The organism is Sodalis sp. C49 (assembly GCF_046352915.1).
Classification (GTDB): domain Bacteria; phylum Pseudomonadota; class Gammaproteobacteria; order Enterobacterales; family Enterobacteriaceae; genus Acerihabitans.
The window spans coordinates 3,502,909-3,527,057 of record NZ_CP163303.1; the positions used below are offsets into that span (position 1 = coordinate 3,502,909).

Genomic DNA, 24,149 nt, shown 5'->3' on the forward strand with positions numbered 1-24,149 from the left:
GGCCGGAAAGTTTATTGTATGACTGCTAACATGCCGTCCGTAGCCCCCGTTAAGCTGAGCGTCATTATCCCCCTGTATAACGCGGGCGAAAAGTTTGCCGCTTTTATGGATTCGCTGCTCGCCCAGACGCTGCATGACATTGAGATCATTATCGTCAACGACGGTTCCACCGACGGTTCGCAAACCCTGGCCCAAAAATATGCGCAAGACTACGGGCATATTACCGTTATCAACCAGCCCAACGGCGGCGTATCGCGCGCGCGCAATGCCGGCCTGGCCATTGCCCGCGGCGCTTATGTCACCTTCCCCGATGCCGACGATCTGCTGTATCCCGCGCTGTACCAGACGCTCATGGACATGGCCGAGGGGGATGACCTTGACGTCGCCCAATGTAACGGCGAGCGTTTTTTCCTTGGCTCGAAGCGCATTAAAACGTTAATACCGCCGGAGCGCCTGACATCCACCGGGGTGCTGGACGGCCCGACCTGGCTGCGCAAGGCCCTGGCGACCAGACGCTATCTGCATGTGGTATGGCTTGGCATCTATCGCCTGGCGTTGATAAGACAGCTCAACCTCAGCTTTGAGCCGGGATTGCATCATCAGGATATTCCCTGGACCACGGAGCTGATGTTTAACGCCCGCCGGGTGCGCTATACCCAAGAGGTGCTGTACCGCTATTACATCCATGATCAGTCCATCAGCAATCAAAAAAGAACCGGCATGAAAAACGTTGAGTACCAGCGCCATTACATCCGCATTGCGCAACGCCTGGAAGAAATAAACCAACGCTATCGCGGCAAGATAACAATGTATCCCGAATTCGCCTTCCAGGTGACGCATGAAGCATTATCCGTTTGTCATTCCCTGCGCCGCGAACCTGACCCGGCGGCCAGGCAAATCATGATTAATGATATCTTTGCCAGCGGAACCCATAAGCGTATGATCCGCAATGCCCGCGGCATTAAGCAGTGGTACCAGCTATTGCTGTGGCTGCGCAGGATCTATGCGTGGCGCGAGCGCTGAATTTTAGCGTAATTCCATGGTCTGAGTTATCAGAATATCAATAGGTCTGCGCCAACATGTCCATTCGCCATGCCGTTCCATCCGCCCCGGTAAAAAGAATTCTGTTAATCAAACTACGCCATCACGGCGATATGCTGTTGACCACGCCGGTTATCAATACCCTGCGCGGGCACTATCCTGATTGCGAAATCGATGTGCTGCTCTACAAAGAAACCGAAGCCATACTCCGCTACCATCCGGCGATAGCGGTTATCCATGCCATCGATCGTTCCTGGAAAAAACAAGGCATCCGCTATCAGCTTAAACAGGAGCTGGCGCTGCTGAAAAGCATTCGCGCCCGCCATTTCGACCTGGTGATCAACCTGGCCGATCAGTGGCGCAGCGCCGCCATCACGTTATTAAGCGGGGCGCCGGTGCGCATCGGCTTCAATTATCAAAAACGGCAGTCGTTTATCTGGCGCAGGGCGCATACCTGCCTGGTCGCCACCGACAACCATGGCGCGCTGCATACCGTTGAGCAAAACCTCAGTATCCTGGCGCCGCTGAATATCGCGATTACCGACCGCCGCGCCTCGATGCACTACTCGCCCGACGACGAGGCCAGCCGGCGGCGCCTGCTGGCCGAACGCGCCGTCACCGGCGAATATATCGTTATCCAGCCCACGTCGCGCTGGACCTACAAATGCTGGGACGACGCCAAGATGGCGCAGTTAATCGACGCCCTGCAATCCCAGGGATTAGCCATTATCCTCACCGCCGGGCCGGATAAAAAAGAGCGCGACATGATCGCGCATATCCAGTCCCTTTGCCATAATCCCCAGGTCGTCTCCCTGGCGGGGGAGCTGACGCTGACCCAGCTGGCGGCGCTTATCGATCATGCCAGGCTGTTTATCGGCGTCGATTCGGCGCCGATGCATATGGCCGCGGCGCTCAATACCCCCTGCGTGGCCTTGTTCGGCCCGACCAAACTGCAGCACTGGCGGCCGTGGAGCGATAACAGCACCGTGATCTGGGCCGGCGATTTTGCCGAGATCCCGCGGCCCGACGCCATAGATACCCGGACACGGGAGCGTTATCTCGACGCCATTCCCGTTGAGACGGTATTGGACGCCGCGCGGTATTATTTATCAACAGCACCGTAAGCAGGGCATGATGAAAAAAACCAGGCTGGCGATAGTCCGGCAAAAGTACCGCCCCGACGGCGGCGCGGAGCGTTTTATTACCCGGGCGCTGGATGCCCTGGATAATTCCGGGCTGGAACTGAATATCCTGACACGGCAATGGTCGGGCGAACCCCGGCCCGACTGGCATGTGCATATCTGCAACCCGGCCAAATGGGGCCGGGTGTCCCGTGAGCGCGGTTTTGCCCGGGCCGCCCGGCGTTGCTGGCAACATGAGCATTTCGATTTAGTGCAAAGCCATGAGCGTATCGCCGGCTGCGATGTTTTCCGCGCCGGCGACGGCGTACACCGGGTCTGGCTTGAGCAGCGGGCGCGTATTATCCCGGCGCACCAGCGGTGGCTGACCTCGTTAAGCGGCTATCACCGTTATGTGCTGGCGGCGGAAGAGGCGATGTTTCACGCGCCCAAGTTAAAAAAGATCATTTGCAATTCCCTGATGGTGAAAAACGACATTATCCGTTGCTATCAAGTGCCGGAAGAGAAATTTTCCCTGATTTACAACGCCATCGATTCGACCCGCTTTTATCCCGCCGCGCCGGAACAGCGCAGGCGCGTCAGGGAGCGCATGGTTATCCCGGAGCAGGCCTGCGCCCTGATCTATGTCGGTTCCGGATTTGAACGCAAAGGGTTGAAAGCGGCCATCGCCGCCATCGCCGCCACCGATCGCTACCTGATCGTGGTGGGCCAGGATAAGCAGCAGGATAAATATCGCGCTTTCGCCCAGGGATTAGGCTGCCTGCAGCGCATTCGTTTTGTCGGGGTACAAACGGACGTACTCCCCTTTTATCATGGGGCCGACGGTTTGATTTTACCCACCCTCTACGATCCGTTCCCAAACGTAATACTGGAAGCCATGGCCTGCGGCCTGCCGGTGATTACCAGCGAGCGCTGCGGCGGCGCGGAGTTTATCGAGGCCGGGAGAGAAGGATTTGTCTGCGATGCGCTGGATATCAAAACGCTGACGGAGTGCGCCAACGCCATACCTTCGCGCCAGCGCCAGCCCGGAATGGGTCTGGCCGCCCGTGAACGGGTGAAAGACTGTACTCCCGCGCGTCTTTCCCAGCAATTGACCGGGCTATACACCCAATTGTTATCCGTATAAAAACACTTGATATAATGTGGGAAAGCGACTTATCTGTTAGCATGGACGCGCTTAAAATGCGCTTTTAATAATTTGGTTAAACATTAACTCTGCACACCAGCCGCGGTGCCTTACTATAGCTAACTATAATGATCTATAACATACTCATCTATCTTATCCAGCCGCTGATATGGATTCGGTTATTATGGCGCAGCCGTAAGGCGCCGGCATATCGCCGCCGCTGGGCTGAACGCTACGGATATTGCAAGGGCAAGGTAAAACCCGGCGGCATTATGCTGCATTCGGTATCGGTCGGCGAGACCCTGGCGGCGATACCTTTGGTGCGCGCACTGCGCCACCGTTACCCATTTTTGCCCATTACCGTCACCACCATGACGCCCACCGGCTCGGAGCGGGTCCAGTCCGCCTTCGGCAAGGATGTGCACCATGTTTATTTGCCCTACGATCTGCCGGGGGCCATGAACCGTTTCCTGAACCAGGTGAATCCCAAGCTGGTTATCGTGATGGAAACCGAACTTTGGCCTAACCTGATCAAAGCCCTGCACAAACGTAAAATCCCCCTGGTGGTCGCCAACGCGCGTTTATCCGCCCGCTCCGCCGCCGGTTACAAAAAATTCAGCACGTTTATCGCCCGGATCATGGAGCGGATTACGCTTATCGCCGCGCAAACCCAGGAAGACGGCGACCGCTTTCTGCAACTGGGGCTGAAACGAAACCAGCTGGCCGTCACCGGCAGCCTGAAATTCGATATATCAGTCACCCCGGAACTGGCGGCGCGGGCGCTGACGCTGCGGCGCCAGTGGGCGTCGCGCCGCCCGGTATGGATTGCCACCAGCACCCACGAAGGTGAGGAAACCCTTCTCCTGCAGGCCCATCGCCAGCTGCTGGCCGCCTTTCCCGATCTGCTGCTGATCCTGGTGCCGCGCCATCCGGAACGCTTCCCGGTGGCGCGGGAAATGACGCAAAAGGCCGGTTTAACCTCGATATTACGCAGCTCCGGCGATATTCCCGCTCATGATACGCAGGTGGTGATCGGCGACACCATGGGCGAGCTGATGCTGCTGTACGGTATTGCCGATCTGGCCTTTGTCGGCGGCAGCCTGGTCGAGCGCGGCGGCCATAATCCGCTGGAGGCCGCGGCCCATGCCATCCCGGTGCTGATGGGCCCCCATACCATCAATTTCAAGGACATCTGCGGCAAGCTTGCCGAAGCCGGGGGATTGATTACCGTGACCGACGTCCCGACGCTGGTCAAGGAAATCACTACCCTGCTGACCGACGAAGATTATCGCCTGTATTACGGCCGTCACGCGGTGGAAGTGTTGCACCAAAACCAGGGCGCCCTGCAGCGGCTGCTACACTTGCTGGAGCCATACCTGCCACAGCGGAGTCAATAAATGCCGTCGCAAACGCGTCTGTCGGTGGTGCTCATTACCCGTAACGAAGCCGGGCTGCTGCCGGACTGCCTGGCATCGGTGCAATGGGCGGACGAAATCGTGGTGCTGGACTCATCCAGCACCGACTCGACGCGCCACATCGCCCTGCAGGCCGGCGCCCGGGTTTTTGAAGCCGAAGGGTGGCCGGGCTTCGGCAAACAGCGCCAGCGCGCGCAGGGGTACGCCACCGGCGATTTTATCCTGATGCTCGACGCCGATGAACGGGTAACACCCGGCCTCAAGCGCGCCATTGAACAGATAATCCGCCTGCCCCCCCAACCTGATACCGTTTACAGCTGCGCGCGCTCCAACCTGTTTCTCGGCCGCTTTATGCGCCACAGCGGCTGGTATCCGGATCGGGTGGTACGGCTGTATGCCCGCGAACACTTTCGCTACAACGATAATCCGGTGCATGAATCCCTGGATATCGGCAGCGCACGGGTCGTCAAACTTGAAGGTTGCCTGCAACATCTTACCTGCCGCGATCTGATGGCCTTCCAGCGCAAACAGCTGCAATATGCCGAGGCCTGGGCGCTTGAGCGCCACCGGCAAAATAAAAAATGTGGTTTTTTCGCCATCATCGGACATACGCTCGGCGCGTTTATCAAGACCTGGCTGCTCCGCGCCGGTTTTCTGGACGGCAAGCAGGGTTTGTTGCTGGCAATAGTGAACGCGCAGTATACATTTAATAAGTATGCCGCCCTGTGGGCGCTTGGCCGCACTATCAAGAGAGAAGCCTGATGACAACCAAAGCCATTTATCCGGGCACCTTTGATCCGCTCACCAACGGCCATCTCGATTTGGTGACCCGCGCCGCGAAGATGTTCGACCACGTGATCCTGGCCATTGCCTACAGTCCGAGCAAAAAGCCGCTGTTTTCCCTTGAGGAACGCGTCGACCTGGCCCGGCAGGTTACCGGCCATTTGCCCAACGTCGAGGTTATTGGTTTTAGCGATTTGATGGCCAACTTTGCCCGCCAGCAGCAGGCCAATATCCTGGTGCGCGGACTGCGGGCGGTATCGGATTTCGAATATGAAATGCAGCTGGCCAAGATGAACCAGCACCTGATGCCGGAACTGGAAAGCGTGTTCCTGATGCCGGCCCAGGCGTGGTCTTATATCTCATCGACGCTGGTCAAAGAGGTCGCCCTGCACGGCGGCAACGTCGATCATTTCCTGCCGGACCCTATCGCCCGGGAAGTCAACGCGCGCCTGCAGCCCTGACTCAATGCTGGCAGTGGGGGCAAAAGAAGGTGCTGCGCTGGCCGTGCTTCGCCGTCTGGATCGGTGTCCCGCATACCCGGCAGCTTTCTCCCCCGCGCCCATAGACCTGCAGTTCCTGCACAAAATAGCCGGGCTTGCCGTCCGTTTGCATAAAATCGCGCAGCGTGGTGCCGCCCTGCGCTATGGAGCGCAGCAATACCGCCTTGATGGTTTCCGCCAGCAGCCCGGACTCGGCCTCGGTCAGCGAACCGGCGGGGCGCCCGGGCAAGATGCCCGCCACAAACAGCGACTCGCTGGCATAGATATTGCCCACGCCCACCACCAGTTTATTATCCATCAGCCAGGGTTTGACCGGCGTGCGCTTATTGCGTGATTTGCCGAACAGCCAGCGGCCATTGAATTCATCGCTCAGCGGCTCCGGCCCCAGATGCGCGAGCACGCGGCTGGTGGCCAGATCGGCGCTCCACAGCCAGGCGCCGAAACGCCTGGGATCGGTATAGCGGATGGTGCAGCCGTTGCTCATCAGCAGATCCACATGGTCATGTTTTTCCGGCGCCGCCGGCTGCGGCAAGACACGCAGGCTGCCGGACATACCCAGGTGGATAATGATCCAGCCGTCGCCAAGCTCCAGCAGCAGATATTTGGCCCGCCGCTGCACGCTGATGACCAGACGGTCGCGCAGGGCGATGATTTCGTCGGACACCGGCCAGCGCAGGCGCGCGTTGCGCACCACCGCCCGGACAATATGCTGACCGGCGACCCAAGGCTCTATGCCGCGCCGGCTGGTTTCCACCTCGGGGAGTTCTGGCATATACCACCTGTTGTTTTTTAATGCCGCGCAGGCACATGTTGCTCAGGTAAAATAACATGATGATAAAGAGCGCGAAGCACAATTGCCCTTTTCAACAAAACGCCTGCAAAACACGTCATAAAAAAACCCGGCCGGGGCCGGGTTTTTTGCAATCCGCTAAAATTATTTGATTTTAGCTTCTTTGTAAAGTACGTGCTGGCGTACAACCGGATCGAATTTTTTCAATTCCAACTTTTCCGGTTTGGTACGTTTATTCTTCGTAGTGGTATAGTAGTGACCAGTACCAGCAGAAGAAACCAGCTTGATCTTCTCGCGAACACCTTTAGCCATGATTCAGTTCCTTAATACTTTTCACCGCGGGCACGCAAATCGGTCAAGACCGTTTCGATGCCCTTCTTATCAATCACACGCATACCTTTAGCAGATACACGCAGCGTAACAAAGCGTTTTTCGCTCTCAACCCAAAAACGGTGAGAGTGCAGGTTAGGCAGAAAACGGCGTTTGGTCGCATTCATTGCGTGGGAGCGGTTGTTGCCGCTCACCGGGCGCTTGCCGGTAACTTGGCAGACTCGGGACATGTCTATTCTCCAAAAATCTAATCAGCTCGAGCTTCGTAAAAAGGTGTTAGCCGCCTCGTCAGGCTTTAGAGCCCATCTCAGCACATTCACTGAGGAGAGACTTTCAACAGATTTAAATCTGCTGAGATAGGCTCTCAACGCTACACCCAGGATTCTCAAAGGTGGCGTAGTATACGCTTTGAAGCGCAAGTGCTCAAGTCCCGCGCAACTAAAGATCCCGGAGGATCGCAGGAAAGCGTCTCACAACCACCCTTTTTCGGCAAAAGAGACGTATTCTCCCGCCCCAATGACCAAATGATCGAGTACCCGGATATCCAGGAACAAGCACGCTTTGACCACCAGATCGGTTACATCCCGATCGGCGCGGCTGGGTTCGGCTTTTCCCGACGGATGATTGTGCGCTAAAATTATCGCCGCCGCATTGACTTTAAGCGCCTCGCGCAGGATTTCACGCGGATGCACCTCAACGCTGTTCACCGTGCCCTGGAACATCTCCTGATGGCTAATCAGGCGGTGCTGGTTATCCAGGAACATGACCACGAAGACTTCGCGCTCCCGGCGCGCCAGTAATAATTGCAGGTAGCCGCGGGTGATCTCCGGGCTGGTCATGGCGTTTTCGCGCATCAGATGGGAGCAATAAAAACGATGCGCCATCTCGCCGATGGCCTGCAACTGGGCGTATTTAGAATTGCCCAGTCCCTTGACGGCGCAAAGGGTCTGCCGGTCCGCCGTGATGAGTTTATGGACGGAGCCGAACCGCGCCAGCAGGCTTTCGGCATATTGCATAACGTGCATGCCCGGCACGCCGGTACGCAGGAACAGCGCCAGCAGCTCCGCATCGCTGAGCATTGCCGGGCCGAACAACAGTAATTTCTCGCGCGGCGCCAGTTTATCGCGCCATCCTTTCACCTTATGCTGCTCTTCCATCCGCCCGCCTCCGTTCATCCGCCCGCCTATCATGCCACCATGCGCGGCCCGGTTCGACGCGGTAAAAGAGAAGTTGCGGCCGGCGCTGCAATTTAACACTGGGTGCTTCTTGACGAGAGAGATGCCTGTTCTCGGAAGGGTTATGATAAAATGCTTTTTACTTAAGCTTACAAGCGGACAACCGAAATGACGGAACTTGCCGGCAAGCATATTGTGCTGGGTGTGAGCGGTGGCATCGCAGCCTATAAAAGCCCTGAACTCGTGCGCCGTCTGCGCGACAGGGGCGCGGATGTGCGGGTGGTCATGACGCCCGCGGCCAAGGCGTTTATTACTCCGCTGACAATGCAGGCGGTATCGGGCCATACTGTTTCCGACGATCTGCTCGACCCCGCCGCCGAAGCGGCCATGGGCCATATCGAGCTGGGCAAATGGGCGGATCTGGTCCTGATTGCCCCCGCCAGCGCCGATCTGATGGCCCGTATCGCCGCGGGCATGGCCAACGATTTGCTCACCACCGTTTGCCTGGCCACCGCCGCCAGGATAGCCATAGCGCCGGCCATGAACCAGCAAATGTACCGGGCGCCGGCTACCCAGGCCAACCTGCGCACCCTGGAGTCCCGCGGCGTATTGCTCTGGGGTCCGGATATCGGCAGCCAGGCCTGCGGCGACATCGGCCCGGGCAGGATGCTCGATCCCCTGGATCTGGTCGATCTGGCGCGCCGGCATTTTACCGTCGATCGCTCGTTGGAACATCTCAATATCATGGTGACCGCCGGCCCCACCCGCGAAGCCCTCGATCCGGTGCGCTATATCAGCAACCATAGCTCCGGCAAGATGGGTTACGCCATCGCCATGGCGGCGGCCCGGAAAGGCGCCCACGTCACGCTGGTGACCGGCCCGGTGAATTTACCCACGCCGACCGGCGTCTGGCGCGTCAATGTCACCACCGCGCAGGAAATGCTGGATGCGGTGATGAAAGACATCGGCAATCAGCACATCTTTATCGGCTGCGCCGCCGTGGCGGATTACCGCGCGGCCGAGCCGGCGGAGGAAAAAATCAAAACCCGGGGTGAGGAAATCACCATCAGGATGATCAAGAACCCGGATATCGTGGCAAGCGTCGGCGCGCTAACGCAACATCGTCCCTATGTGGTCGGATTTGCCGCTGAAACCCAGAATATGGAAGAATACGCCCGGCGCAAACGCGCGGCGAAAAATATGGATTTGATTTGCGCCAATGATGTTTCCCAGCCGGGACAGGGTTTTAACAGCGAGACCAACGCGCTGCATCTGTTTTGGCAAGACGGGGATACCCGGTTACCGCTAAGCGATAAGTCCCTGCTTGGTCAACGTTTAATTGACGAGATTGTCAGCCGTTATGATGAAAAAAATCGACCTTAAGATCCTCGATAGCCGCATAGGCGATCGTTTCCCCTTGCCCGCCTATGCCACGACGGGCTCCGCCGGGCTGGATTTACGCGCCTGTATCGACGACGCCGTGGTGCTGGCGCCCGGTGAAACCACCCTTATCCCCACCGGCCTGGCGGTACATATCGCCGATACCGGCCTGGCGGCAGTGGTGCTGCCCCGTTCAGGGCTGGGCCATAAGCACGGCATCGTGCTGGGCAATCTGGTGGGGCTCATCGATTCGGATTACCAGGGACCGCTGATGGTATCCGTCTGGAATCGCGGCCAGCATGTGTTCACCATCGAACCGGGAGAACGCCTGGCGCAAATGGTGTTTGTACCCATCGTCCAGGTGGAATTCAACGTCGTCGACGAGTTTACCGCCAGCTCCCGCGGGGAAGGCGGTTTCGGCCATTCCGGCCGCCAGTAGGCGTTAACAGGCGGATCTTCCCCGGCATCGACAATTCACTCTTTTAACGCCGTAACACATCATGCTGTTACGGCCGATGCCTGATGTTAATTCATTATTGATGTTGTTACTCAGGGACCTATTCGGCATGGTAGAAAAAAAGAATACGAAACGTAATCGCCGCGAGGAGATTCTTCAGGCATTGGCGCAAATGCTTGAATCCGGCGACGGCAGCCAACGTATCACCACCGCCAAGCTGGCGGCCACCGTCGGCGTTTCGGAAGCGGCGCTGTATCGCCACTTTCCCAGCAAAACGCGGATGTTCGACAGCCTGATTGAGTTTATCGAAGATAGCCTGATTTCCCGTATCAACCTGATCCTGCAAGATGAAAAGGACACCCTTAATCGTCTGCGCCTGATTCTGCAGCTGATCCTGGGTTTTGCCGAACGCAACCCGGGGCTGACCCGCATCATGACCGGTCATGCGCTGATGTTTGAGCAGGACCGGTTGCAGGGCCGGATTAACCAGCTGTATGAGCGTATCGAAGTGCAGCTGCGCCAGGTGCTGCGCGAGCGGAAATTACGGGAAGGACAGGCGTTCGAACTGGATGAGGCCCTGCTGGCCAGCCAGCTGCTGGCGTACTGCGAGGGCATGCTGTCGCGTTTCGTGCGTACTGAGTTCCGCTATTCGCCGATGCATGAGTTCGACGTGCGCTGGCCGCTGCTGGTAGCCCAGCTGCGCTGAGCGGGTCCAGCCGCGCTTTTCGGCGCTGAGCCCTTAGCGCGCGGCATGGTCCGGCGGCAGCCGATTGTTACACTGTTTTGCCCGCCGGGTTAACTTAGACACCATATTGACGCTGATAGGCGCGCACCGCCGCCAGGTGATCGGCCAATTCGCTTTTCTCTTCCAGGTAATCGATAAGATCGCGCAGCGTGACGATAGCGATCACCCGGCAATGGTAATCGCGTTCCACTTCCTGTATCGCCGAGATCTCGGCCCGGCCTTTTTCCTGCCGGTCGAGGGAAATCAGCACGCCGGCCAGCTGCGCCTTATGGGCCTCGATAATCGCCATGGATTCGCGGATGGCGGTGCCGGCGGTGATAACGTCGTCCACCAGCATAATCTTGCCCTGCAGCGGGCTGCCGACCAGGCTGCCGCCCTCGCCGTGGTTCTTAGCTTCCTTGCGGTTGAAGCAGTAGGGCACGTCGCGCTCAAAGTGTTCCGCCAGCGCCACGACCGTGGTGGTGGCGATGGGGATGCCTTTATAGGCCGGACCGAACACCAAATCAAAATCGATGCCGGAATCCATCAGCGCGGCGGCGTAAAAACGCCCGAGCAGCGCCAGGTCGCGACCGGTATTAAACAGTCCGGCGTTAAAAAAATAAGGACTTATCCGGCCCGACTTCAGCGTAAATTCGCCGAATTTCAAGACCTGTTTATTTAAAGCAAACTCGATAAACTCACGCTGATACGCTTTCACGGCTACCACTCCTCACAACGGGGCGACTAACGCCGCCCGATATTACCGGCCTTTACCCGGCCAGGGCGGCTTTTTGCGCCTGGATTAACGTTTCTATGCCGCCGCGGGCCAGCTCCAGCAGGGTGATGAGCTCTTCCTGGCTGAAGGGTTCGCCTTCGGCGGTGCCCTGCACTTCAATCATGCGGCCGTCTTCCATCATCACCACATTCATGTCGGTTTCGGCGACCGAGTCTTCCACATATTCCAGATCGCAGCGCGCTTCTCCCGCCACGATGCCGACGGAGATAGCCGCGACAAATCCCTTAAACGGGCTGGTCTTGAGCTGGCCCTTTTTCTGCATTACCGCCAGGGCGTCGGCCAGCGCCACGCAGGCGCCGGTAATGGACGCGGTGCGGGTGCCGCCGTCGGCCTGCAACACATCGCAGTCGAGGGTAATGGTATATTCGCCAAGCTTCTTCAAGTCCACCGCGGCGCGCAGCGAGCGCGCAATCAGGCGCTGGATTTCCAGGGTGCGGCCGCCCTGCTTGCCGCGGGACGCCTCGCGGGCGTTACGGGTATGGGTGGCGCGCGGCAGCATGCCGTACTCGGCGGTGATCCAGCCCTGGCCCTGGCCTTTCAGAAAACGCGGCACGCCCTCCTCCACCGTGGCGGTGCACAGCACCCGGGTCTCGCCGAATTCAATCAGCACCGAACCTTCGGCGTGCTTGGTAAAATGGCGGATAATGGTGACGGGACGGACTTGCTGAATGTTTCTGCCTGCTGGACGCATGGCTCTCTCCGGGCTGGTATTTCGTGTATTGGCTGCGCATTATACGGTCTTCGGGACCATATGCCTATCATGCCCGGCCATGCGACGGTATAATCCCCCCAACTTTTTTATCGAGACGGGTACGCATATGATCCGCAGTATGACCGCATTCGCACGGCGCGAAGTTAAAGGTGATTGGGGCAACGCCGCCTGGGAGCTGCGCTCCGTTAATCAACGCTATCTGGAAACCTATATTCGTTTACCGGAGCAGTTTCGCGGCCTGGAGCCTGCCATCAGGGAACGCACCCGCACCCGCCTCACCCGCGGCAAGATTGAATGCAACCTGCGTTTTGAGGTCAATCCCAATACGCAAAGCGCGCTGATTTTAAACCAGCCGCTGGCCAAGCAGCTGGTGGAAGCGGCCCAATGGGTCAAGATGCAAAGCGACGAGGGTGAAATCGACCCGATGGAAATCCTGCGCTGGCCCGGCGTGATGGCGGCCGAAGAGCAGGATCTGGACGCCATCGGCGCGGAGCTGCTGGCCGCCCTGGATACCGCCCTGGATGACTTTATCCTCGCCCGCGAATCCGAAGGCGCGGCGATTAAAATCATGATTGAGCAGCGCCTGGCCGGCGTCAGCGCCGAAGTGGCCAAAGTGCGCCAGCAGATGCCCGATATCCTGGTATGGCAGCGCGAGCGCCTGCTGGCCAAAATGGAAGACGCGCAGGTACAGCTGGAAAACAACCGCCTGGAGCAGGAGCTGGTGCTGCTGGCCCAGCGGGTGGACGTCTCCGAGGAGCTGGACCGCCTGGATGCCCATGTCAAGGAAACCTATAATATCCTGACCAAGCAAGAAGCCGTCGGCCGCCGCCTGGACTTTATGATGCAGGAATTTAACCGCGAGTCGAATACGCTGGGCTCGAAGTCGATTAATGCCAGCGTGACGACGTCGGCGATTGAACTGAAGGTGCTGATTGAACAGATGCGGGAGCAGATACAGAACATCGAATAATTTCTGCTGACATTTTTTGAATGCCGCAATGCCCTGTTCTCAGGGCATTTTTATTGCCACTGACGCCTATTTCGCTTTTGATCCGCGCCCCGGATCCTGGACAATCTCATCTGAACGGATGGTCGGCTATGTGCCAGAAGCGGACGTTGCAAAATTTCGGCATTTGATGCTAGTTAGTATCCTAATTACTAATCAACCTCTTCATCATAGGAGTGAGTAAATTGAAAATTGATTGGCATAGCTCATTACTGACCAGTGCCACTATCATTGATAAAAACTACAAAAATACACAAAACGTTCGTCGTTTCATGATTAAGGAGTGTGGCGAAGATTTTCGATTCGATCGTGAATTTATGATGTGGATACGTAATGATGATCCAAAAACTTTGGGTGATGTTGTAAATGAGTGGAAGCGCAGACATTCGTTCTAATAAGCCGAGGTCCGCTTCACGCCCTGAGACATTCGACAAGCCTTTTATGGCCTAAGTAAGGGTGAGTGCCGTGCTTCGAGTGCCAGCAAATATTTCGCTTCGTCGTAGCGGGTTCTGGTCTTCCAGCAGCGGTAAATGATCCTTATCCATTTAAACGCCAGAGCCCGGATGGCTGATTGATGCGATTTCCCTTTTTTTCGATGGTCCTGGTAATAAAGTCTGGCCCAGTATGATGAGTTAACCGTCTTGGCAGCCCATTCAACAAAAGTCTGCCTGACGAACTTAGCGCATTGCCATCGCCAGTGAACCCAGGATTTCTGACCACTTCGTTCTGTTACCGGTGCTATACCTGCGTAGTTTTGAATTTCTTCTGCGCTATTAAAACGGTCACGGTTATCGCCAAGTGCAGCAAGCATACGCGGGCCCATGCACGGCCCCATACCCGGAAGTGATTTAAACAGCCCTGCATCTGGCAATGTGTCAAACAGCGTTTCGATTCGTTCATCATAGGTTTTGATGATTTCACTCAAAACTTTAATTTGTGTCGCCAGTGCTGTTGCCATCAAGGCATTAGCCTCTATAACACTCGGGTCTGTCGTCAATGGGATCGCATTATCAATACTCGTAACACGTTGATCGGTAAGGACCGTTGCGCGACCACCTTTGGCATTAAGGAAGTTGCGAATAGTGTCGCGCCTCGCGCGTTTCAGTTGTTGCAGACTGGGCCATCGTATAAGCAGTTCACACAACGGTAAGCTACCCCGGTGTGAGAACCATTCCAGAAGTTGGGGATAATATTGTTTAAGGGTGTTGATTAACCTGTTCACAAAACGGCGTTTGTCTTCAATCAGTTGTCGACGCTGTTCAACCAGCTGTTGAAGTAATCGAATATCCGCATTGTCGGGTTCAATGGCTTTGATCTTTTTGGGATAACGTAACATCAGCTCCAACGCCAGTTCTGCATCCTGCGGGTCGTCTTTTGCCCCACTGGGCCAGAAGGTCTGCCTGTAGCGAGCAAGCGATAACGCATGACCAGGAAAACAGTGATAAACGGGTATTTTTGTAGTGCGAACACCACTGGGCCTTTTTTGAGTTCAACAGCGACTGCAATCTTACCTTTCACTTTTTTGTGCAACGCTTTCAGCCAGGTATCAAGTGCTTCCGGCGTATGTTCAATGACATGAAAGACACGTTCACCATTGTTAAACTGGATACAGACATCGTGCTTTTTATCCGCCCAGTCGAGGCCAATATGAACAGCAAACTGATCTATCGAATTCATAACCAACTCCTTTTCACCGGGGATTGGTATGCATTCCACGCTCTTCGAAAGAAATATAGTCAGCAGTTTGTCTGCATGCCCTGAGTATTCGTTAACGAACGTGGAGCACTTACTGGCTCGAAAGAAAAGCGGTGAGCATCGCATGATTCTCGCTCAATATTCGTAACCAGTAAGCGCATACCCTGGATCACCTAATAGCGTAATTTTCAGGGTATGAAAGTCTATACCTCGCTCACTACGGACCTTGCCGAGCATGAATTCCTTCTGTGTCCAGGTGTGGAAGTGGCTAACAACAATCTGTGTTGTTCAACAGGGAACGGGTCATTCCATTGACCTGATCATTTAGCACTGTAGGATTGCTAATTATCTTTCTGATTCACCACTAACAAGGAAAAGGCATGTTCGGATTCTTTAGAAAGAAAAGACCTGAAACTGAGCCCGGGCAAGGTTCCTCAATCACGGCAAAACAGTTTATTGCGCTGACGCTGAGTGATGAAAAGCTGTCTATGCCCGTCTATCTTCCGGGGATCCGTAACGAAGATGATTGCGAGGATATTGGGCTAGGTCCTCTCATTTATATCTGGAATGTGGATCGTGCCGCTGGCACATTCAGCCTCTCTGTTAACGGTAAAGCGATTGCCCACCTCCTTGAGCCATTTGTGCCCCGAGATAACCCTGCTGGTTTTGACCCCATATATCCATGCACCTATTCCCGCTTAGGTTGATGGTTTCCCCCTGCGCCGATATTCTCTTGGTGAGCGATATCCTAAAGCGCTGTGCGGGTGATATTCGTTGTAATGTTCGAACGCTAACGACAGGTTTAACACTGCCGTCTGGCTGTCCGGTTTTGGCATCATACCGATATAATCACGCTTCATCGTCTTAACGAAGCTTTCTGCTACACCATTACTTTGTGGACTTCTGATCGCGGTCGTTCGGGGCTCCAGGCCCAGCATTTTAGCGAAGCTCCGGGTTTCATCGGCACGATAGGCCGAACCGTTATCCGTCAGCCATTCGAGGGGCGCTGTCGGCAGGTTTTGCCCGAACCGGCGTTCAACTGAGCGTAGCATAACGTCCTGTACCGTATCGCTGTCATAACCGCCGGTGCTGGCCGCCCAGTCCAAGGCTTCCCTGTCGCCACAGTCGATGGCGAAGGTGACCCGCAGCTTTTCGCCGTTATCGCAGCGGAACTCGAAGCCATCCGAACTCCAGCGCCGATTGCTTTCGGCCACCGCCACCCGGCCTGTGTGACGACGGGTATCCGGTGTGGGACGGGGTTTCGACTCTAACAACAAGCCGTTGTCACGCATCACGCGCCATACCCGTTTTGCGTTCACCCTCGGCAGACCTTCCTGCTCCGAACGGCGGCGCAGATTAGCCCAGATGCGTCGATAGCCATAACTCGGAAGGTCGGCAACTTCGGCACGGATGTGTTCCAGTAATTCGGCGTCATCCTGATGCCGCTGCATGCGACCGTCCTGCCAGTCCGCCTGCCGATAACGATAAAGCGAGAGCTGCGCACGCGACACACCCAGAGCTTCACTCACTGGTTTTACTCGTCGTCCCCGGGCAATAAGGGTCCGTGCGCAATCCATTTTTTTGCTTTGCCGTATTCTACCGCCTCCTTAAGGATCTCATTTTCCATGGTTTTCTTACCCAGGAGACGCTGGAGTTCACGGATCTGTTTCATGGCACTGTTTAACTCAGAAGCCGGCACAACTTCTTCGCCGGCAGAGACTGCCGTCAGGCTGCCATCCTGGTATTGCTTACGCCATTTAAAGACTTGATTAGCATTCACATTATGACGACGAGCGACAAGAGAAACGGAGCTTCCTGGCTGGAAGGTCTCCTGAACGATGGCGATCTTCTCCTGCGGAGTGCGACGACGGCGTCGCTCTGGCTCAGTAAGAACAGTACCCATGATTTCGCTTTGACCAGTCTTGAACATAGTTCCAAGCCTACCTCTTATTTTAGGCGGGTCAAAGTGTATGGATCATCAGGGGGCTAATACACCTGCATATGTTGAAATCCGTGATGAGGCAATGAAGGTTATCGCTGAAGTATCTACTCAGTCCGTGCTGACAACCATAGAGAAAACTGGCCTCATGCCCGATATTTTGTTTGCTTACCACGCTGAGGATGCACAGCAGGAGCAAAGCTTACAGTCAGGCAGAGTTTGAGATTACGCTAGGGACTAAGTTAATCAGTCCTGTCATCGCAACGCTAAATTAGCGTCAAGAAATGCTTTAGGTTGCCGAAATATGCATTTAGCGTTATTCCTGAAAATAAACAAAATGGATTGATCCGTATGAAGAAACTCTTACTTCTTGTTTCGCTGGTGTTTACTGCGCCGGTACAGGCTTCTGAAGTCACGGTAGGTCAGGTTTGCAAGGCTGCTTCTGCTGCGATGTTTGGCCGTGACCATAAGATCATGCAACTGGATAAAGTCGAATCAGGTATTGCCTACGTACATTATATCCGACAAAACGATGGCACCCGTTGGGCAATCAAGTGCAAACTTATAGGTGATCAAGTTATGTGGGCATCTGACAATCCTGACAGCACCGGTCGCTGGCGGGATGATCCTGCAGACAGTACGGTCAAATATGCTATTGATGGTAAAAAAATTATTATTACCGAGCTCTACAGTGACGGTTCCAGTACCACTAACTCTTATCCATTGAAGCAGCTAAAGTGACTATGACCTGCTCTCCATTGATTAAGACACCTCAATGTTAGTCATGTAGTTGTTGGAGTTGCGAACTTCCGCTCATCGCTCTTGAGGGACAACCATACTCAAATCTCCCACATTGCATGAGATTTGAGTATGAACACATCACCGTGGAACAAAGACCGTATCATCGGCCAGAAAAGACCACTTCAGATATCTCATATCTGGGGGGATTAGAATCAGGCTTGAACTGGAGGGTAGAACACGCGATCTGGCTCTGTTCAACATGGCTTTGGACAGCAAACTGCGTGGCTGTGATCTGGTTAAACTAAAAGTGTCAGATGTTTCATATGGTAATTCTGTTTCAAGCAGAGCGACGGTGTTGCAACAGAAGACCGGTAGCCCTGTACAGTTCGAGTTAACTAAGGGGACGAGAGAATCTGTCGCCGAGTTGATAAAACTTGGCAAGCTGCATAGTAAAGACTATTTGTTCCAATCCCGCGTCGGTTCTTGCCAACATATATCAACTCGGCAATACAACCGTATTTTTCATGGATGGGTAGAAAAGCTTGGTCTCGAAGTTTCGCTGTACAGCACACATTCCATGAGAAGAACAAAACCTTACCTGATATACAAGAAAACCAAGAATCTCCGGGTGATCCAACTTCTGTTGGGTCATAAGAAACTGGAAAGCACAGTGCGTTATCTGGGCATTGAAGTCGATGATGCGTTGGAGATCTCTGAGTCGATTGAAGTATGAGGTCGTCAGGGCTGTTACAGCAGCCTTGTGCCAGAAGCTGACCCTGGCGCTTTGGGCGACCAACGCGCAAAAGATCGTACTCAGGTGCGGCATGGATATCTGTAACCTGTGCTATTAGCATGAACACATCACTAGGGGCGGGTACAGGCAGATGACACGAGAGCGGTTTGAGCGCGGACATCCTGCTAGCGGATTGAGTAAATTAAACGCCATCATTAATTTCAGTGAGTTGCATTTATGCTACGCTTGTATTATCGGTTTCCTTTCGAGGTTTTTTTATGTTAAAAAAATCAGTTAACTACATTTCTCATCAACTCATGTGCGTTCACCATTTACTCCGCAGATAACCGTTAAGACAACGGTTACTGAATTTTTATTACTGATCTGACAACCAGAGGTTGTTGACTTGATATAAGGGAAAAGAATGCTAATGATATTCGATGAGTTATCTGGTGCTCCAATTTGGGTGCCTGCGGTATTGCTCGTCATTCTCTCACTCGCACTGGGGTTCCTGGCCCGATTTATACTTCTCAGGTTCATCCGCTACTGGCAGAATCGTGACCGAAAGCTCTTCAAATCACTTGAAAAACATCTTCGTGGATCAATGTTTCTTTTCATTCCCTTACTGTTGATAAATGTAGGGGTTAATTATATTAACATTCAGCCAAACTCCCTTGATTTTATTACATCCACCCTTAATATCTTTATTATATTATCATTTTGCTCCATTTTAATTCGATTAGTTAATGTTGCGCAAGATATGCTTTTTATCCGCTATGACATTAATCTTTCGAATAATCTTCGTGCCCGTAAAATTCGCACTCAAATAATGTATGTAAAAAAAGTCGCTATTGTATTGCTCGTGTCATTCTGCCTTACTCTGATACTTCTCAGTTTTCCCGGTTTCCGAAAATTCGGCACGACAATCTTAGCCGGCGCGGGGGTTGCCGGAATAATCATTGGGTTTGCCCTTCAGAAGTCGCTTGTCAACTTGTTTGCCGGAATTCAGATAGCTTTTACGCAACCTATAAAAATTGATGATGCCGTGGTCGTCGAAAATGAATGGGGCTGGATAGAGGAGATAAATCTGACTTATGTCGTTGTGCGTATCTGGGACCTGCGCCGACTGGTCCTGCCCATCACATACTTTACAGAAAATCCTTTCCAGAACTGGACGCGTAATAACGCACAGATATTAGGCTCTGTTTTTCTTTACCTCGATTATTCCATGCCATTAGATCCTCTCCGTAAGCATTTTGAAAAAGTCCTCAGTGAAACAAAACTCTGGGATCAACAGACTCAGGTGCTCCAGGTAACCGAAACTACTGACAAAACCATGACCATCAGATTATTGATGACTGCACAGAATTCCCCCATCGCCTGGGATTTACGCTGCCACGTGCGGGAAAAAATGATTGAGTTTATTCAGCAAAATTATCCGCAGAGCCTTCCTCACGTGAGGGCTACACTGACCGATTCGGTGTTTGATCGTCCGAAAGATCAGTAGTTAATCGTTTTCATTTTTTCTGTATACCGTGGAACGTACAGATACTTTAAGCGTGCTGCGTGAGCACCAGGACAAAAACAGCTGGTCAACTTCGCTTTATTCCCTGCTTAATGAGGCTTTGCGGCTGACCTGCAGGCTATGTGAGGCGAACCGCAGGCCCCATTAAACGGCCTGCGCCAATATCCGGACATCTTTCGCCGTTCGCTGTAGAGTGATAATCGCATGTGTCTGGGCAGCTATATGGATGGCCGCTGAAGACAATGAGCTACCCGAAGCGGTGAAAATAGCCAGGAGTCGGCCCGATCTCAGCTTGTTTGATGGATTAATACAAAGTTATCGAACTGCTGGCCTGCTCCCGGCATAATGGGAAGCCAATGATTTATTGGTGAGTTTAAACTGATTTAACGTCAGCGAGTTATAAGGAAAATACATGATCGATACACATGCGGTTCTTACCGTGCTGCTGATTTATCTCGCTGGCGTGGTGATACCCGGGCCAAACTTTGTCGCCGTGGTGCATAAAGCGGTCGCTTCCACGCGCTCGGCCGCCCTTGCGCTGGTTGCTGGCATTGTGGTGGTCAACCTATTCTGGGCAAGTTGCGCTATCGGCGGAATCGGTTTGCTATTTGCCGCATTCCCTTGGGTTGCGCTGATTGTGAAAATATTAGGGGCAGGATATCTGCTGTGGTTTGGCTTACGCCTTATCCTCAATGCGGGAAGCCAACCCGTTGCGAACGAAAATGCCGTATTGCCAGGTCATTTCCGCCAATCCTTTATTCAGGGCGTGATGACTAATATCGGTAATCCGAAATCCATGGCTTTTTACGCCGCCATATTCTCTACTGCCGCTCCGGCGCATGTTTCTGCGGGCACCTTTATCGCCATGCTCAGCGTTGTCGGCATCATTGCATCACTCTGGTACGGAGCGGTTGCCATCACCCTTTCTCAACCTCGCATTTCTTCCGCCTATCAGCGGGCCAAAAAAGTCATTGATAGGCTTTGCGGCGGGTTGATCATACTGTTAGGGATCAGGCAGATTATTAATTAATCAGCCAAAATTATCCCTGCAGCAGCTTAACCAGTAAAGCAACGTTATAAAATGCATCTTTAACCAGAGCGGCACCGGGCATGGCCCTACCCCAATATTCTGCTCCACCCAGAACTGGAAATCCGGCATGATAAATCCATGCCGTTGACGGAGGTGAGGCCGATGAAAAAATCCCGCTACACCGCAAGGCGTTATCACTCACGGCGCTGTTCTGTATTGGGTACTTCCCGCAGGGGATCAGGCTGCTTTTACCGCTCTGATTTTTTTTGTGCCGGCATCAGCATTGTCATCGGTTTCCATGCTGTCCGATTCATCTGCGGGAGCCTGAGCGCCGATGGCTTCCGGCAATTTGCTGGTACGCAGTATATGCTGGACATCATCTTTATGCTCGGCCAAATAAAGACCCAGCTTTTCAGCCTGCGGTTCATCCAACGGCATCCCGCTGGTCAACAACCAGTCGCTGAACGCTTCAGCCATATCGAGCATCTTGTCGTAGGCCTCCGCTTCTTTCTTACTGGCAAATGTCATTTTCTCTTCACCCTTTCTGACGACCACATATTTTGTTTCAATAGCCATAACCGCCTCCAATACTGTAATTATAGCCAGTATATCAGCAAGTGTCGCTCATCGTCCACCACACATTCAACGGCAGTATGTGCTGTAATCTATTCCCATTAAACAAGTCTTAATGGTCTCATGCCGGGAGCCATGCAAGCCGCTATGCGATTTATCTGCCGCTGGAATACTCAACCAGCAGCAACTAACGCGCATCTTTGCGCAATAACGGCAACTGCTGCTCCCGTGCAGGTGAAACGGCGAAACCGTAACGCTGGTGGAAACGTGCTGCTTTATTATCCCGGTTTTGAGCGCGATGTCTTGCTGGGTCAGGTACATAGCCTTGCGTGCTGTCTTGACATCCCCGCCGTATCAACCGAACTGCCGCGCCCAGTGGTCCGCCAGCGCGATATCCTTTTCCGCCGGCAAGCCGCTTATGCCGATTGCGCCCACCAGGGCGCCGTTTATCACGATCGGCACGCCGCCGGGCATCGGCAGTAAGGCGGCGTCATTGAGCATGCGCATATCCAGGGAACCGTTTTTCACCTCCTCCGACACCAGACGGGTACTGCGCCTGAGCATCAGCGCAGTATAGGCTTTACGTTGCGCCAACAGCCGCGGCAAAGGCGGACAGGAGTGATGGGCGCCAAAGGCCGCCAATTCGCCGTGAACGCCCACCACGGCCACCGCCAGCCCAGTGGTGGCGGGATCCAGCGAAGCCGAGGCGATGATTTCGGCGACTTTACCGATAGCCACCTTATCCTGCAGGATATAACGCGCGGCAAGGCCGGCAGGTTCATTGGCCATGCGCGATACCCTCCCGGATAGTGTCATTGAGCACGCCCAGCTCGTGTTTTTGCCGGTCCGTCAAGGGAACGAACGGCTCCCGCACCGGCCCGAGGTCCTCCAGGCCAAGGCCCGTCATATACTTCGCCGACTGAAAGATCCCCCGAGCCACCATAAATTCGACGGCATTGTTAATCTGCAGCTGGATTTCCCGCGCCCGGTTGAGCTCGCCCCGCCGGAATAAGTCGCGAATGGCCAAAAATCGCTCTGGCTGCAGATTGACCGTGGTGCCGATGGTGGCGGTCGCGCCGGCCGATAGCGCCGACAGGTAGATCTCATCAAAGCCGTTGAAAAAAACCTTGCCGGGATATTTTGCCGCCATGCGCTCCAGGGAATAGAGGTTGTGCGAGGTATGCTTCACTCCCAGCACCTGTTCATCGGTTAATAACGCGTCGGCGGTTTCCTCGTCAAGTTCAACCGAAGTGAATTGCGGGATATTATAGACAATCACCGGCAGCGATATGGCCGCAAGCACCCGCCGGTAATACGCGATGATCTCTTTTTTGGAGAATTTGTAATAATAAGGGGGCACCAGCGATACCGCGTCGGCGCCATCCTGTTCCGCCTGCCGGGCCAGAGAGACCGCGTCAGCGGTCCTCACCGTACCGACATGGGAGATCACCGGCACCCGGCCTTTCACCTGCGCCGCCAGGACGCGCAGCAGCTGTGCCCGTTCCTCCATGCCCAGGAGCGGGCCCTCCCCGGAAGATCCGCAGCAGTAAAATCCTTCCACGCCGCGCTCGAGCTGATGTTCCACCACCTTTGCCAGCGCATCGTAATTGACGGATTCATCCTCATGCATCGGTGTGACCAGCGCTGAAATGACCCCCCGGTATTTATCCCACCCGCCGCGCTTTACCATGCCGTCCATCCTCCGTCCACCACCACATTGGCGCCGGTCATATACACTGACGCGTCGGAAAGGAGAAACACGATAGTGCCGTTATATTCATCTTCATTGGCCATGCGGCCGATGGGCATGCGGGCGATATAATTTTTCTGGAACCGCGGATCCTGATCCGGCCGCGCCACGCCGGAGATGGTCAGCGTATTGACCCGGATACCGTCCCGGCCCCAGTAGGTGGCGCAATAACGGGTAAAATTGTACAGTCCCGATTTGGCCGCGGAATAGGCGACCGGCTTGATGAAGGGCACGCCGGTATCCTCTTTTTTGTAGCTGTAGATATCCTGCACCGGCGATACCACGCCGTAGATCGATCCGACATTGATGATGGATCCCTTTTTCCCCGCCGCTTTCATCCTGGCGCCTACCTGCTGGGTCGCCAGAAATGTGCCCACCAGGTTGACCTCCACCACTTTACGGAAGACGTCCACGGGGAACTGCTCAAAGGGGCCGGAGACCTCCGGCGGCGCGCTGGGCTGGGTATCGATGCCGGCATTATTCACCAGCCCGTCTGGTACGCCCCATTGCCGCTCGATATCATCCAGCGCACGATTGATACTGCCGCTGTCGGTGATATCAACCTGATAAAACGCCAGGCGCGGGGATTCCCGCTGCTCGCCGAACACCTTCAGCAGCCGTTCTTCAGCGATGTTCTGCGCGAAAACCGCCACCCTGGCCTGCCGTTTATGCAGCTCCTTGACATATTGGGCGCCCAGTTGCCCCAGGCCGCCGGTCACGACGATAATCTTATCTTTGACGGAAAATAAGGTATCTTCCATATGCATCTCCTGCTATCGAGTGATGACG

Annotated in this window: 26 protein-coding genes and 3 pseudogenes; 17 read left to right on the forward strand and 12 right to left on the reverse strand. The window is 54.6% G+C overall.

What is annotated here, in order from left to right; translation table 11 throughout:
- The first annotated feature begins 18 nt into the window (after positions 1 to 18).
- The 6 genes from ABUK12_RS15735 (at position 19) to coaD (ending at position 5,965) form a co-directional block, all read left to right on the forward strand.
- Positions 19 to 1,023: a glycosyltransferase gene (locus ABUK12_RS15735; protein WP_410012739.1), complete on the forward strand. Its 1,005-nt coding sequence runs from the start codon at positions 19 to 21 to the stop codon at positions 1,021 to 1,023.
- Between the two features lie 56 nt (positions 1,024 to 1,079).
- Entirely contained in the window at positions 1,080 to 2,165 is a 1,086-nt protein-coding gene (gene rfaQ, locus ABUK12_RS15740; RefSeq protein WP_410012740.1) for a putative lipopolysaccharide heptosyltransferase III, read from the forward strand.
- Positions 2,166 to 2,175: 10 nt separating this feature from the next.
- Positions 2,176 to 3,306, forward strand: coding sequence for a glycosyltransferase family 4 protein (locus ABUK12_RS15745; protein ID WP_410016662.1), 1,131 nt, complete (start codon positions 2,176 to 2,178; stop codon positions 3,304 to 3,306).
- A 128-nt stretch (positions 3,307 to 3,434) separates the two neighbouring features.
- On the forward strand, positions 3,435 to 4,703 hold the full coding sequence (waaA, locus tag ABUK12_RS15750; protein WP_410012741.1) for a lipid IV(A) 3-deoxy-D-manno-octulosonic acid transferase: 1,269 nt from the start codon (positions 3,435 to 3,437) through the stop codon (positions 4,701 to 4,703).
- Positions 4,704 to 5,483, forward strand: coding sequence for a glycosyltransferase family 2 protein (locus tag ABUK12_RS15755; RefSeq protein ID WP_410012742.1), 780 nt, complete (start codon positions 4,704 to 4,706; stop codon positions 5,481 to 5,483).
- Positions 5,483 to 5,965, forward strand: coding sequence for a pantetheine-phosphate adenylyltransferase (gene coaD, locus ABUK12_RS15760; protein ID WP_410012743.1), 483 nt, complete (start codon positions 5,483 to 5,485; stop codon positions 5,963 to 5,965). The genes ABUK12_RS15755 and coaD overlap by 1 nt, the downstream gene beginning before the upstream one ends.
- 1 nt (position 5,966) lies before the next feature.
- Here coaD and mutM read toward each other — a convergent pair whose 3' ends face one another.
- The 4 genes from mutM to radC all read right to left on the reverse strand — a co-directional run bounded on the left by mutM (position 5,967) and on the right by radC (position 8,281).
- On the reverse strand, positions 5,967 to 6,776 hold the full coding sequence (gene mutM / locus ABUK12_RS15765; protein WP_410012744.1) for a bifunctional DNA-formamidopyrimidine glycosylase/DNA-(apurinic or apyrimidinic site) lyase: 810 nt from the start codon (positions 6,774 to 6,776) through the stop codon (positions 5,967 to 5,969).
- A 162-nt stretch (positions 6,777 to 6,938) separates the two neighbouring features.
- A complete protein-coding gene (gene rpmG / locus ABUK12_RS15770) occupies positions 6,939 to 7,106 on the reverse strand; it encodes a 50S ribosomal protein L33 (protein WP_012882902.1) in 168 nt (55 codons plus the stop codon).
- 11 nt (positions 7,107 to 7,117) lie between these two features.
- Positions 7,118 to 7,354, reverse strand: coding sequence for a 50S ribosomal protein L28 (rpmB, locus tag ABUK12_RS15775; protein ID WP_132924257.1), 237 nt, complete (start codon positions 7,352 to 7,354; stop codon positions 7,118 to 7,120).
- A 240-nt stretch (positions 7,355 to 7,594) separates the two neighbouring features.
- Positions 7,595 to 8,281 carry a RadC family protein gene (gene radC / locus ABUK12_RS15780; protein ID WP_410012745.1) on the reverse strand — a complete coding sequence of 229 codons (687 nt, stop codon included), beginning with the start codon at positions 8,279 to 8,281 and terminating at the stop codon, positions 7,595 to 7,597.
- Positions 8,282 to 8,467: 186 nt separating this feature from the next.
- Here radC and coaBC point away from each other — a divergent pair, with 186 nt between their 5' ends.
- From coaBC to slmA, 3 genes are all read left to right on the forward strand, one after another.
- Positions 8,468 to 9,682, forward strand: coding sequence for a bifunctional phosphopantothenoylcysteine decarboxylase/phosphopantothenate--cysteine ligase CoaBC (gene coaBC, locus ABUK12_RS15785; RefSeq protein WP_410012746.1), 1,215 nt, complete (start codon positions 8,468 to 8,470; stop codon positions 9,680 to 9,682).
- Positions 9,660 to 10,118 carry a dUTP diphosphatase gene (dut, locus tag ABUK12_RS15790; protein ID WP_410012747.1) on the forward strand — a complete coding sequence of 153 codons (459 nt, stop codon included), beginning with the start codon at positions 9,660 to 9,662 and terminating at the stop codon, positions 10,116 to 10,118. Before coaBC ends, dut begins: the two co-directional genes overlap by 23 nt.
- A gap of 127 nt (positions 10,119 to 10,245) precedes the next feature.
- A complete protein-coding gene (gene slmA, locus ABUK12_RS15795; RefSeq protein WP_410012748.1) occupies positions 10,246 to 10,842 on the forward strand; it encodes a nucleoid occlusion factor SlmA in 597 nt (198 codons plus the stop codon).
- A 94-nt stretch (positions 10,843 to 10,936) separates the two neighbouring features.
- On the opposite strand, the gene pyrE is transcribed toward slmA, so the two are convergent.
- On the reverse strand, positions 10,937 to 11,578 hold the full coding sequence (gene pyrE, locus ABUK12_RS15800; protein ID WP_410012749.1) for an orotate phosphoribosyltransferase: 642 nt from the start codon (positions 11,576 to 11,578) through the stop codon (positions 10,937 to 10,939).
- 52 nt (positions 11,579 to 11,630) lie between these two features.
- Entirely contained in the window at positions 11,631 to 12,347 is a 717-nt protein-coding gene (gene rph, locus ABUK12_RS15805; RefSeq protein WP_410012750.1) for a ribonuclease PH, read from the reverse strand.
- 127 nt (positions 12,348 to 12,474) lie between these two features.
- Here rph and ABUK12_RS15810 point away from each other — a divergent pair, with 127 nt between their 5' ends.
- Positions 12,475 to 13,338 carry a YicC/YloC family endoribonuclease gene (locus ABUK12_RS15810; protein WP_410012751.1) on the forward strand — a complete coding sequence of 288 codons (864 nt, stop codon included), beginning with the start codon at positions 12,475 to 12,477 and terminating at the stop codon, positions 13,336 to 13,338.
- A 221-nt stretch (positions 13,339 to 13,559) separates the two neighbouring features.
- A complete protein-coding gene (locus ABUK12_RS15815; RefSeq protein ID WP_410012752.1) occupies positions 13,560 to 13,769 on the forward strand; it encodes a DUF6434 domain-containing protein in 210 nt (69 codons plus the stop codon).
- Between the two features lie 44 nt (positions 13,770 to 13,813).
- Here the strand turns inward: ABUK12_RS15815 and ABUK12_RS15820 are convergent.
- Positions 13,814 to 15,051 (reverse strand): annotated as a pseudogene (locus ABUK12_RS15820) (IS110 family transposase).
- A 398-nt stretch (positions 15,052 to 15,449) separates the two neighbouring features.
- Between ABUK12_RS15820 and ABUK12_RS15825 the strand changes: the two are divergent.
- Entirely contained in the window at positions 15,450 to 15,776 is a 327-nt protein-coding gene (locus ABUK12_RS15825) for a hypothetical protein (RefSeq protein ID WP_410012753.1), read from the forward strand.
- Positions 15,777 to 15,788: 12 nt separating this feature from the next.
- On the opposite strand, the pseudogene ABUK12_RS15830 reads toward ABUK12_RS15825, so the two are convergent.
- A pseudogene (locus ABUK12_RS15830) lies at positions 15,789 to 16,972 on the reverse strand (IS3 family transposase); the annotation flags it as partial.
- 67 nt (positions 16,973 to 17,039) lie between these two features.
- Here ABUK12_RS15830 and ABUK12_RS15835 point away from each other — a divergent pair.
- The 5 genes and pseudogenes from ABUK12_RS15835 to ABUK12_RS15855 all read left to right on the forward strand — a co-directional run bounded on the left by ABUK12_RS15835 (position 17,040) and on the right by ABUK12_RS15855 (position 21,037).
- Positions 17,040 to 17,231, forward strand: coding sequence for a hypothetical protein (locus tag ABUK12_RS15835; RefSeq protein WP_410012754.1), 192 nt, complete (start codon positions 17,040 to 17,042; stop codon positions 17,229 to 17,231).
- Between the two features lie 128 nt (positions 17,232 to 17,359).
- Positions 17,360 to 17,749, forward strand: a complete 390-nt coding sequence (locus tag ABUK12_RS15840; protein WP_410012755.1) for a hypothetical protein — start codon at positions 17,360 to 17,362, stop codon at positions 17,747 to 17,749.
- 129 nt (positions 17,750 to 17,878) lie between these two features.
- Positions 17,879 to 18,482: pseudogene (locus ABUK12_RS15845) on the forward strand (site-specific integrase).
- A gap of 424 nt (positions 18,483 to 18,906) precedes the next feature.
- Positions 18,907 to 19,989 carry a mechanosensitive ion channel family protein gene (locus ABUK12_RS15850; RefSeq protein WP_410012756.1) on the forward strand — a complete coding sequence of 361 codons (1,083 nt, stop codon included), beginning with the start codon at positions 18,907 to 18,909 and terminating at the stop codon, positions 19,987 to 19,989.
- Between the two features lie 430 nt (positions 19,990 to 20,419).
- Positions 20,420 to 21,037, forward strand: a complete 618-nt coding sequence (locus ABUK12_RS15855; RefSeq protein ID WP_410012757.1) for a LysE family translocator — start codon at positions 20,420 to 20,422, stop codon at positions 21,035 to 21,037.
- Positions 21,038 to 21,274: 237 nt separating this feature from the next.
- Here the strand turns inward: ABUK12_RS15855 and ABUK12_RS15860 are convergent, their stop codons facing one another.
- The 4 genes from ABUK12_RS15860 to ABUK12_RS15875 form a co-directional block, all read right to left on the reverse strand.
- Entirely contained in the window at positions 21,275 to 21,613 is a 339-nt protein-coding gene (locus ABUK12_RS15860) for a YebG family protein (RefSeq protein WP_410012758.1), read from the reverse strand.
- 351 nt (positions 21,614 to 21,964) lie between these two features.
- Complete coding sequence (locus ABUK12_RS15865; RefSeq protein WP_410012759.1) at positions 21,965 to 22,399, reverse strand: GlcG/HbpS family heme-binding protein; 435 nt, start codon at positions 22,397 to 22,399, stop codon at positions 21,965 to 21,967.
- The gene (locus ABUK12_RS15870) at positions 22,389 to 23,300 is read right to left on the reverse strand and encodes a dihydrodipicolinate synthase family protein (protein WP_410012760.1); all 912 of its coding nucleotides are present in this window, start codon (positions 23,298 to 23,300) and stop codon (positions 22,389 to 22,391) included. Before ABUK12_RS15870 ends, ABUK12_RS15865 begins: the two co-directional genes overlap by 11 nt.
- Positions 23,294 to 24,121, reverse strand: coding sequence for an SDR family oxidoreductase (locus tag ABUK12_RS15875; protein ID WP_410012761.1), 828 nt, complete (start codon positions 24,119 to 24,121; stop codon positions 23,294 to 23,296). The genes ABUK12_RS15870 and ABUK12_RS15875 overlap by 7 nt, the downstream gene beginning before the upstream one ends.
- Positions 24,122 to 24,149 lie beyond the last annotated feature (28 nt).

Coding starts and splice junctions, on each gene's coding strand:
- ABUK12_RS15735 (WP_410012739.1), top strand. CDS start 19: ATGACTGCTAACATGCCGTCCGTAGCCCCCGTTAAGCTGAGCGTCATT.
- rfaQ (WP_410012740.1), top strand. CDS start 1,080: ATGTCCATTCGCCATGCCGTTCCATCCGCCCCGGTAAAAAGAATTCTG.
- ABUK12_RS15745 (WP_410016662.1), top strand. CDS start 2,176: ATGAAAAAAACCAGGCTGGCGATAGTCCGGCAAAAGTACCGCCCCGAC.
- waaA (WP_410012741.1), top strand. CDS start 3,435: ATGATCTATAACATACTCATCTATCTTATCCAGCCGCTGATATGGATT.
- ABUK12_RS15755 (WP_410012742.1), top strand. CDS start 4,704: ATGCCGTCGCAAACGCGTCTGTCGGTGGTGCTCATTACCCGTAACGAA.
- coaD (WP_410012743.1), top strand. CDS start 5,483: ATGACAACCAAAGCCATTTATCCGGGCACCTTTGATCCGCTCACCAAC.
- mutM (WP_410012744.1), bottom strand. CDS start 6,776: ATGCCAGAACTCCCCGAGGTGGAAACCAGCCGGCGCGGCATAGAGCCT.
- rpmG (WP_012882902.1), bottom strand. CDS start 7,106: ATGGCTAAAGGTGTTCGCGAGAAGATCAAGCTGGTTTCTTCTGCTGGT.
- rpmB (WP_132924257.1), bottom strand. CDS start 7,354: ATGTCCCGAGTCTGCCAAGTTACCGGCAAGCGCCCGGTGAGCGGCAAC.
- radC (WP_410012745.1), bottom strand. CDS start 8,281: ATGGAAGAGCAGCATAAGGTGAAAGGATGGCGCGATAAACTGGCGCCG.
- coaBC (WP_410012746.1), top strand. CDS start 8,468: ATGACGGAACTTGCCGGCAAGCATATTGTGCTGGGTGTGAGCGGTGGC.
- dut (WP_410012747.1), top strand. CDS start 9,660: ATGATGAAAAAAATCGACCTTAAGATCCTCGATAGCCGCATAGGCGAT.
- slmA (WP_410012748.1), top strand. CDS start 10,246: ATGGTAGAAAAAAAGAATACGAAACGTAATCGCCGCGAGGAGATTCTT.
- rph (WP_410012750.1), bottom strand. CDS start 12,347: ATGCGTCCAGCAGGCAGAAACATTCAGCAAGTCCGTCCCGTCACCATT.
- ABUK12_RS15810 (WP_410012751.1), top strand. CDS start 12,475: ATGATCCGCAGTATGACCGCATTCGCACGGCGCGAAGTTAAAGGTGAT.
- ABUK12_RS15825 (WP_410012753.1), top strand. CDS start 15,450: ATGTTCGGATTCTTTAGAAAGAAAAGACCTGAAACTGAGCCCGGGCAA.
- ABUK12_RS15835 (WP_410012754.1), top strand. CDS start 17,040: ATGGATCATCAGGGGGCTAATACACCTGCATATGTTGAAATCCGTGAT.
- ABUK12_RS15840 (WP_410012755.1), top strand. CDS start 17,360: ATGAAGAAACTCTTACTTCTTGTTTCGCTGGTGTTTACTGCGCCGGTA.
- ABUK12_RS15850 (WP_410012756.1), top strand. CDS start 18,907: ATGCTAATGATATTCGATGAGTTATCTGGTGCTCCAATTTGGGTGCCT.
- ABUK12_RS15855 (WP_410012757.1), top strand. CDS start 20,420: ATGATCGATACACATGCGGTTCTTACCGTGCTGCTGATTTATCTCGCT.
- ABUK12_RS15860 (WP_410012758.1), bottom strand. CDS start 21,613: ATGGCTATTGAAACAAAATATGTGGTCGTCAGAAAGGGTGAAGAGAAA.
- ABUK12_RS15865 (WP_410012759.1), bottom strand. CDS start 22,399: ATGGCCAATGAACCTGCCGGCCTTGCCGCGCGTTATATCCTGCAGGAT.
- ABUK12_RS15870 (WP_410012760.1), bottom strand. CDS start 23,300: ATGGTAAAGCGCGGCGGGTGGGATAAATACCGGGGGGTCATTTCAGCG.
- ABUK12_RS15875 (WP_410012761.1), bottom strand. CDS start 24,121: ATGGAAGATACCTTATTTTCCGTCAAAGATAAGATTATCGTCGTGACC.